Origin of the sequence: Streptomyces sp. FH025, from assembly GCF_017427025.1 — a bacterium.
In the GTDB taxonomy this organism is placed as follows: Bacteria; Actinomycetota; Actinomycetes; order Streptomycetales; family Streptomycetaceae; genus Kitasatospora.
The window spans coordinates 1-5,141 of the sequence record NZ_JAFLNG010000571.1 but is presented as its reverse complement, the minus strand read 5'-3'; the positions used below and the strand labels follow the sequence as shown (position 1 = coordinate 5,141).

The following is a 5,141-nucleotide window of genomic DNA, read 5'->3' as shown; positions in this document are numbered from 1 at the left end:
CGTAGCCGCTGCTGCGCTCGGCGGCGGCCGGGTCGGCCATGGCGGCGCGCTTGCCGCCGACGGCGGCGGCGAGCGCCTTGAGGTCGAGCTGGCCGACGACGGGCACCACGCCGACGGTCAGGGTGCCGTCCACGTCGGCGACCAGGGTCTTGAAGACGCGCTCGGCGGACACCCCGAGGGCCTCGGCGGCCTCCCCGCCGTAGGACGCGGCGGCCGGGTCGTGGTCGTAGGAGTGGATGGTGAAGGGGACGGCGGCGGTCTCCAGGGCGACGGTGGCCGGGGTGCCCTGGCCGCCCTTCTTCGGCTTCTTGGCCATGCGGGGGTCCTGGGGGTCCTGGGTCAGTTGGGGCTGAAGGACTGGCGGGTGAGGTCGACCGCCGGGAGCGAGGGCAGCCAGCTGAGGACGCTGCTCTCGCGGCGCAGCAGGTCGAGTTCGGCGCGCAGCCGCTGGGCGGTGTCGGGGCAGGCCAGCAGCCGCTGCTTGACCGGGGTCTCGAACACCGAGGCGGCGGCGACCAGGTAGGAGAGCACCTGGGGGTCGTCCGGGAGCTGCTGGCGGCCGACGGTGCTGGCCTCGCGGGCTCCGGCCAGGCGCTTCTGGTAGATCCGGAAGGCCCGCTCGACCTCGGAGGCGAGGGCGCCGGAGCCCTCGCCGGGGCGCTCCTCGATCGACTCGATCTCGCCGGTCAGGTACGGGCCGGAGACGTCCACCGAGCGCAGCCAGAACCGGGTGGTGCCGGTGACCAGGAGCTCGTAGCGGTCGTCGGGCCGCTTCTGGACGGAGGAGACGTCGGCGACGCAGCCGATGTGGTACATCGCCTCCAGCGGGTCGCCGGTGGCGGTGCCGAGCCCGTCGAGCGGGCCGGCCGGGCCGTCGTCCGGTCTGACGGGGGAGACCTCGCGGCCGTCCTTGATCGCGAGCACGCCGAAGCGGCGGGGTGCGTCCTCGGACTGTTCGAGCAGGTCGGCGACGAGACGGCGGTAGCGCTCCTCGAAGACGTTCAGGGGCAGCACGAGGCCCGGGTAGAGCACCGTGTTCAGCGGGAAGAGCGGCAACCGTTCTGTCACGGCGGACAGCGTAGTTCCCCGGGCCGGGGCCTTGTCGCGGGGTTAACGGAGGCCGGGGTCGACGGAGCCTCGACGGGCCGGGGTCGACGGGCCGGGATCGACGGGGTCGAGGCCTCTTCGGTGCCGGGGCCGGGCTCAGCCCCGCTGGAGCAGCCTGGTGGCGCCCGCCACGACGGTGGAGGCGAGCAGCCAGCCGACCACCACCAGACCGGCGGAGATCCACTGGGCGGCCCCGCCCGGGTTCCAGGCGCCCTGGTTGAGGTCGACGATCGGCAGCAGCTGGTTGAGGGTGTAGAGCACCGGGTTCCAGTGCGGTTGCTCGTCGGCCTTGAGCGGCTTCAGCGGGTGGGTGGCGAAGTAGACGCTGCCGAGCGCCCAGGCGAGCAGCAGCCAGGCACCGGCCCGGCCGGGCCGGTAGCCGTAGCCGACGGTGATGTCCTGCACCCGGCCCCAGATCCGGGCGGGCAGCGGCAGGGTCTGGCGGCGGCGGCGCTGCTTGGCGTACAGCACCTCGCGGGCGTCGTCGTCGGCGCCGTCGCGGCGCATCGCGGCGGCGAGCTGCTCGTAGGACTCCGGCTGGAAGTCCACCGAGGAGCCCTCCAGCCAGGCGATCCGCTGGCGGGCGGTGAAGGGCACGACCGGGCGCAGGTTCTCGTAGACGAAGCCGGTCAGTCCCAGGTGCTTGCCGCGCGGCCAGGACTCCGGGTGGTCGACCAGGTTGCCGATCCGGGCGCGGGAGAGCGAGACGGTGCCGGTGGGGCGGACCGAGCAGGTGAAGCGCAGCTCCGGGGTGTGAATGCGGCGCAGCGAGAGCTCGTCGTCACCCTCCAGGTGGAATTCGCCGGAGATCAGGCAGGCCGCGTCGAAGCGGGCGTCGGAGAGGCGCACCTGGCCGTAGCCGGAGCCGTAGTAGCTGCGGGAGCCGAGCCAGCCGACATCGGCGGAGCTGGTCAGGTAGAGGGTGTGGCCGACGCTGAGCCGGACGGCGTTGAGGCAGATCCGGTTCTGCGGGTCGGCGCGCAGCTGGGCGCCGCGCAGTGAGAACCGGCCGCCCACGCGTGTCGTACGGACGCTGAACTCGCCGTGCGATTCCATGCGTTCGGCCTCGAAGTCCTGGTGGACGGTCATCCCGTCGGCGGAGACGGCGCGGCCGAAGCGGTCGCTGCCGATGACGGCCTGGTTGAGCAGCAGGTCGGTGCCGATCCTGGCGTCGGTGAGCCGGATGCCCTCGGGGATCCGGCAGCGGGCCAGGTGGAGGTCTCCGGTGGTGGAGAGCCGGGCGGCCTCGATCCTCGGGATCAGGCAGTCGATCATGCGCAGGGTGCTGGCCGAGGCCTCCGAGACGAGGACCTTGTGCTCGAAGCGGCAGCCGCGGAGCTCGACGTACCGCTGGAGGTGCGCGCCGGCCAGGTTGAGCGCGCCGGTGACGGTCACCCCGCTCATCCGCAGCGAGGCGACACGCCCGGTGGCGGGCTCCGGGCCGGACAGCAGCAGGTGGGCGAGCACCTCGGCGCTGACCGCCCGTTCGGGCCCCCAGAGGGCGTCCCCGAAGGGGTCGTCGGTGTCGGCTCGGCCACTGCGGCGGTCGAAGACCTCGCCCTGGCGGAAGGCCTCCCAGAGCTCCCGTTCGGTGTCCGTCCAGCTCTCCGGAGCGCTTTCCGCCACGGTTTCCCCCGTCCCCCGGTCGTCTCGCCTTTCGTATCACGGACTGAAATGCGGGACCACCGGTTCCGGCCACTCCTTACACTGGGTGGCGTGATCTCTCGAATCGACCTCCGCGGCTCGCTGGACGACCCGCGTGACCTGCTGCCCCGTGCCGAGTTCGACGTGGCGGCCGCCCTGGAGAAGGTGCGGCCGATCGCGGAGGACGTACGCCATCGCGGGGTCACGGCGCTGATCGAGATCACCGAGCGCTTCGACGGCGTCCGGCTGGAGTCCACCCGGGTGCCCGCCGAACAGCTGGCCGAGGCCCTGGAGACGCTGGACCCGAAGGTGCGGGCCGCGCTGGAGGAGTCGATCCGCCGCGCCCGGGCCGTGCACGCGGACCAGCGCCGCACCGGGCACACCACGCAGGTCGTGCCGGGCGGCACCGTCACCCAGCGGTGGGTGCCGGTCGAGCGGGTCGGGCTGTACGTGCCGGGCGGGCTGGCGGTCTACCCGTCCTCCGTGGTGATGAACGTGGTGCCGGCCCAGGAGGCGGGCGTGACGGGCATCGCGGTCACCTCCCCGCCGCAGAAGGAGTTCGGGGGCCGCGTCCACCCGACGATCCTGGCGGCCTGCGCGCTGCTCGGCGTGGACGAGGTCTACTCCGTCGGCGGCGCCCAGGCGGTCGCGATGTTCGCCCTGGGCACCGAGGAGTGCGCGCCGGTCAACATGGTCACCGGCCCCGGCAACATCTACGTGGCCGCCGCCAAGCGGCTGTTCGCCGGCCGGATCGGCATCGACTCCGAGGCCGGCCCGACCGAGATCGCGGTCCTGGCCGACGACACCGCGCTGCCGAGCGACGTCGCCGCCGACCTGATCAGCCAGGCCGAGCACGGCCCGACCTCCGGCTCGGTGCTGGTCACCGACTCCCCGGCGCTCGCCGACGCGGTCGAGGCCGAGCTGGCCGTGCAGGTCGCGAAGACCAAGCACGGCGAGCGGGTGGCCGAGGCGCTGGGCGGCCGGCAGTCCGGCATCATCCTGGTCGACGACCTGGAGCAGGGCCTCGCCGTGGTCAACGCGTACGCGGCCGAGCACCTGGAGATCCAGACCCGCGACCCGCACGCGGTCGCCGCCCGCGTCGTCAACGCCGGCGCGATCTTCATCGGCCGCTGGACCCCGGTCTCGCTCGGCGACTACGCGGCCGGCTCCAACCACGTGCTGCCGACCGGCGGCTGCGCCTGCCACTCCTCCGGGCTGTCGGTGCAGACCTTCCTGCGCGGCGTCCAGGTCGTCGAGTACGACCGGGACGCGCTCGCGGACGTCGCCGCGCACGTGGTCAACCTGGCGAACGCCGAGGACCTCCCGGGGCACGGGGACGCCATCAAGGCTCGTTTCGTCGGAGACGAACAGAACTGGCACAGCGACTGGACGGTGGCCGGCTCGTGACCGCTGTGACTCGCATTGACGACCTGCCCATCCGCGACGAGCTGCGCGGCCAGTCCCCGTACGGCGCACCGCAGTTGGACGTGCCCGTACAGCTGAACACCAACGAGAACCCGTACCCGCTGCCCGAGGAACTCGTCGCCCGGATCGCCGAGCGCGTCGCCGAGGCCGCCCGCGGCCTGAACCGCTACCCCGACCGGGACGCGGTCGAGCTGCGCGAGGGCCTGGCCGCCTACCTCGGCAGGACCACCGGCTTCGCCGTGGCCCGCGAGCAGGTGTGGGCCGCCAACGGCTCCAACGAGGTGCTCCAGCAGCTGCTCCAGACCTTCGGCGGCCCCGGCCGCAGCGCGCTCGGCTTCGAGCCCTCGTACTCGATGCACGCGCTGATCTCCCGGGGCACCGGCACCGCCTGGATCTCCGGCCCGCGCAACGACGACTTCACCATCGACGTGGACGCCGCCGTCGCCGCCATCGCGGAGCACCGGCCGAACGTGCTGTTCATCTGCTCGCCGAACAACCCGACCGGCACCGCCGTCGAGGCCGACACCGTGCTGCGGCTGTACGAGGCCGCGCAGGCCGCCCGGCCCAGCCTGGTGGTGGTGGACGAGGCGTACGTCGAGTTCTCGCACCGCGCCTCGCTGCTGCCGCTGATCGAGGGCCGCCCCAACCTGGTGGTCAGCCGCACCATGTCCAAGGCCTTCGGCGCCGCCGGGCTGCGCCTGGGCTACCTGGCCGCCGACGCGGCCGTGGTGGACGCCGTCCAGCTGGTGCGCCTGCCGTACCACCTGTCGGCCGTCACCCAGGCCACCGCGCTGGCCTGCCTGGAGCACACCGACACCCTGCTCGGGTACGTCGGCCGGCTCAAGGAGGAGCGCGACCGGCTGGTGGACGCGCTGCGGGGCATGGGACTGGAGGTGACCGACTCGGACGCCAACTTCGTCCAGTTCGGCCGCTTCGCCGACACCCACGCCGTCTGGCAGGCCATC

The 5,141-nt window shown here is 73.2% G+C and carries 5 protein-coding genes; 2 read left to right on the top strand and 3 right to left on the bottom strand.

Features of this window, described 5'->3' with window-relative positions:
- The 3 genes from J0670_RS29590 to J0670_RS29580 all read right to left on the bottom strand — a co-directional run.
- On the bottom strand, window positions 1-316 hold a 316-nt coding region (locus J0670_RS29590), incomplete at its 3' end, for a YbaK/EbsC family protein (protein WP_279383095.1).
- A gap of 23 nt (window positions 317-339) precedes the next feature.
- Complete coding sequence (locus J0670_RS29585; RefSeq protein WP_307806754.1) at window positions 340-1,068, bottom strand: LON peptidase substrate-binding domain-containing protein; 729 nt, start codon at window positions 1,066-1,068, stop codon at window positions 340-342.
- A 135-nt stretch (window positions 1,069-1,203) separates the two neighbouring features.
- Complete coding sequence (locus tag J0670_RS29580; RefSeq protein WP_207814767.1) at window positions 1,204-2,733, bottom strand: oxidoreductase; 1,530 nt, start codon at window positions 2,731-2,733, stop codon at window positions 1,204-1,206.
- A gap of 90 nt (window positions 2,734-2,823) precedes the next feature.
- On the opposite strand from J0670_RS29580, the gene hisD reads away from it, so the two are divergent.
- Complete coding sequence (hisD, locus tag J0670_RS29575) at window positions 2,824-4,158, top strand: histidinol dehydrogenase (protein ID WP_207814766.1); 1,335 nt, start codon at window positions 2,824-2,826, stop codon at window positions 4,156-4,158.
- Between the two features lie 5 nt (window positions 4,159-4,163).
- Window positions 4,164-5,141 (top strand): histidinol-phosphate transaminase (locus J0670_RS29570; RefSeq protein WP_207814765.1); only part of this gene is annotated, 978 nt, incomplete at its 3' end.